Source organism: Ilumatobacter nonamiensis YM16-303 (assembly GCF_000350145.1).
GTDB classification, from domain to species: Bacteria; Actinomycetota; Acidimicrobiia; order Acidimicrobiales; family Ilumatobacteraceae; genus Ilumatobacter_A; species Ilumatobacter_A nonamiensis.
Window position 1 is genome coordinate 1 of sequence record NZ_BAOL01000134.1, and the last position, 2,988, is coordinate 2,988.

At 67.0% G+C, this 2,988-nt stretch carries 3 protein-coding genes; 2 read left to right on the top strand and 1 reads right to left on the bottom strand.

The annotated features are described in order from the left end of the window. The coding region (locus ON45_RS12885; protein ID WP_241432204.1) for an alkaline phosphatase D family protein at positions 1-1,577 on the bottom strand (1,577 nt) is incomplete at its 3' end. 63 nt (positions 1,578-1,640) lie between these two features. On the opposite strand from ON45_RS12885, the gene ON45_RS12895 reads away from it, so the two are divergent. Together ON45_RS12895 and ON45_RS12900 are read left to right on the top strand one after the other, a co-directional pair. Continuing rightward, complete coding sequence (locus tag ON45_RS12895) at positions 1,641-2,522, top strand: 3-hydroxybutyryl-CoA dehydrogenase (RefSeq protein ID WP_040494400.1); 882 nt, start codon at positions 1,641-1,643, stop codon at positions 2,520-2,522. 33 nt (positions 2,523-2,555) lie between these two features. Continuing rightward, entirely contained in the window at positions 2,556-2,948 is a 393-nt protein-coding gene (locus ON45_RS12900; protein WP_040494401.1) for a cobalamin B12-binding domain-containing protein, read from the top strand. Positions 2,949-2,988: the final 40 nt, after the last annotated feature.

Here is a 2,988-nt window from a genome sequence, read left to right on the forward strand (position 1 = left end):
TACTCGGCCGTCCACGCGTCGGGGGTGATCGTGTGGCGGGTGTAGCCGCGTTCGGCCAGGTTCGCATCGACGACGGTCGGGAGCGCCAGGAACACATCGGTGAGACCTGGGTCGACGTTCGGCGGTGACGCGATCGCCGTGTTGACGAACTCGATCCCGACCGGTGCGCCGGCGGGTCCGAGTTCGCCGACCATCGCGAGGTGGATGTCGCCCGTGATCGCCACGAGGTTCGGTGGCGCGTCGGCGAGGAGTCGCTCTCGGGCCGGGTGATACCCGTCCCACTGGTCGTAGTTGAGGATCGCTCCGGTTGCTTCGAGTCGCGTATCGGAGAGCACGGTCTGGTTCGCGAGGCAGTTCCAAGTGGCGGTGGATGTCGCGAACCGCTCGGCGATCCACTCCTCCTGTTCCTCGCCGAGCATCGTGCGGTCCGGATCGTCCCACCCTTCCGCAGGCGGACCGGGGTCCAGGATCTCGCGGCTCACGTGCGGACTGCGGAACTGGCGTCCGTCGAGCGCGGAGATCCGCACGAGTCCGCCCACGTCGATGCCGCGGCTGATCACGTACGGCTCGTCGATGCTCGCCCGTGCCGCCGGAGGTTCGAGGCGTGTCGGCGTGTTCTCCCACCAGGCCTGATACGCCTGAGCACGTCGCTGGGCGAACGACGCTGGATCCTCGCCTTCGTTCTGTGAGACCAGGCCCGCATAGTCGTTCTCGACTTCGTGGTCGTCCCAGATCGAGAGCCACGGCGCTGCGGCCCGACTCGCCTGCAGCTGCGGGTCGCTCAGGTAGGTGGCGTATCGCTGGCGATACCCGACGAGATCGAGCGGTTCGGCGCCTTCGTGGTCGCGGACCCGGCGGGGATTGTCGGCGCCGATGACTCCGCCTTCGTAGATGAAATCGCCGAGCCACACGACGAGATCGGGCACCCATTCGGCGATGTCGCGGTGCGCCGCGTAGTGGCCGGTCTGGTAGTTCTGACAGCTCCCTGCCGCAATCCGATACTCGCTGGTCGCCGTGTTGATCGGGGCGGCCCGTCCCACCGGGGAGCGGAAACCTCCGACGGAGAAGGTGTAGTTCCCCGGCTCGATCGCAGGGATCACGACGTGCAGCGAGTATCCGACGGAAGCGTCGGTCGTCGCGACCCCATCGAGTTCCTGCCCACCGCTGCCGATGAAGGTCCAGCGCACGGGGATCTGACCGTCCGGGACGTCGGCAAACGCGCCGACGACGTCGGCCAGTCGCGTCCACAGGACGACCGAGCTCGTGTCCGGATCACCTGACGCCACGCCGAACACGAAGGGGTCCGCGACGAGCTCGACGGAATCCGGGTCGGTCGCGGGTTCGGTGGTCGTGGTGGTGGCCTCGGTCGTCGTCGTGAATTCGGTCGTCGTCGGCACCTGGGTCGGCAGCGGCGTCGTCGTGCGGGCGGTCCCCACCGTCGTCGGAGGCGTCGTGGTCGTGGAACCGGTGGTGCTCGACGAGCCGGTCCGCGGTGGTGAGAACACCTCATCGGGACCGCTCGAGCAGGCGGTTGCGGCAAACGTCGCCGACAGGGCGAGAAAGCGACGCCGGGACATGATCACGAGCCCGAGTGTCACAGATTTCGTCGGGCGCCTGCACGGAGCGGTACGTTCGCCTGGATGACGACCGAGACGAATTCGCCCACCATCGAGCGCGTCGGCGTGGTCGGGTGCGGACAGATGGGTGCCGGGATTGCCGAGGTGTGTGCCCGCGCCGGGATGCACGTGATCGTGCAGGAGGTCGATGCCGCCGCTGCCGAGCGCGGGCGATCTCGTCTGCTCGGCTCGTTCGACAAGGCCGTTTCACGCGAGAAGATGACCGAGCAGCAGCGGGACGAGACCGCGGCGCGACTCGACTTCACGACCGACCTCGGTGATTTCGCCGATCGTCAGCTCGTCATCGAGGCGGTGATCGAGGAGGAGACGCTCAAGACCGACGTGTTCCGCACGCTCGACCGCGTCGTGGAATCGCCCGATGCGATCCTGGCCAGCAACACCAGCTCGATCCCGATCATGAAGCTGGGGATCGCAACCGAACGACCGGAGAACGTGGTCGGGATCCACTTCTTCAACCCGGTGCCGGTGCTGAAGCTCGTGGAGCTGGTGACGAGCCTGATGACCTCCGACGAGACCGTCAAGCGTTCCGAGGCCTTCGCCGAGGAGGCATTGACCAAGATCGTGATCCGCAGTCAGGACCGGGCCGGCTTCATCGTGAACGCCCTGCTGATCCCGTACATCCTGTCGGCGATCCGCATGATGGAGTCTGGCTTCGCCACGGCCGAGGACATCGACCACGGGATGGTCGAAGGGTGCAACCATCCAATGGGTCCGCTGGCGCTCGCTGACCTGATCGGGCTCGACACCACGCAGGCGGTCGCCGAGTCGATGTACGCCGAGTTCAAGGAGCCGCTCTACGCGTCTCCGGCGATGCTGTCGCGCATGGTCGAGGCGGGTCTGCTCGGCCGGAAGACCGGTCGCGGCTTCTACGATTACTCCGCCTGATCAGGGTGATGACAACGATGGGACGTGTGCGCGATGGCCGGTGAACGAGTGTTGGTGGCGAAGGTCGGCCTCGACGGCCACGACCGAGGTGTCAAGGTGGTCGCGCGGATCCTTCGTGACGCCGGCTTCGAGGTGATCTACACCGGTCTGTTCCAGACCCCCGACACGGTCGCGGCCGCCGCGGTCGACGAGGACGTCGACGCGATCGGATTGTCGATGCTGTCCGGTGCCCACATGACCTTGGCTCCGCTCGTGGTCGACAAGGTGCGCGAACGGGGTGTCGACATCCCGGTGATCGTCGGTGGCATCGTGCCCGAGGACGACATGGAACCGTTGATGGCGGCCGGGGTTGCGAAGGTCCTCACGCCCGGCGCGACCGCCGACCAGGTCGCAGCCGCCGTCCGCGCCGCGATCGACGACAGCTGACCTCGCTGCACCATCCGGTGTCAGACACCGGATGGCACGG

Bases quoted from the DNA above. Each gene is read 5' to 3' on its own strand.
- ON45_RS12895 (WP_040494400.1), top strand. From the start codon at position 1,641: ATGACGACCGAGACGAATTCGCCCACCATCGAGCGCGTCGGCGTGGTC.
- ON45_RS12900 (WP_040494401.1), top strand. From the start codon at position 2,556: ATGGCCGGTGAACGAGTGTTGGTGGCGAAGGTCGGCCTCGACGGCCAC.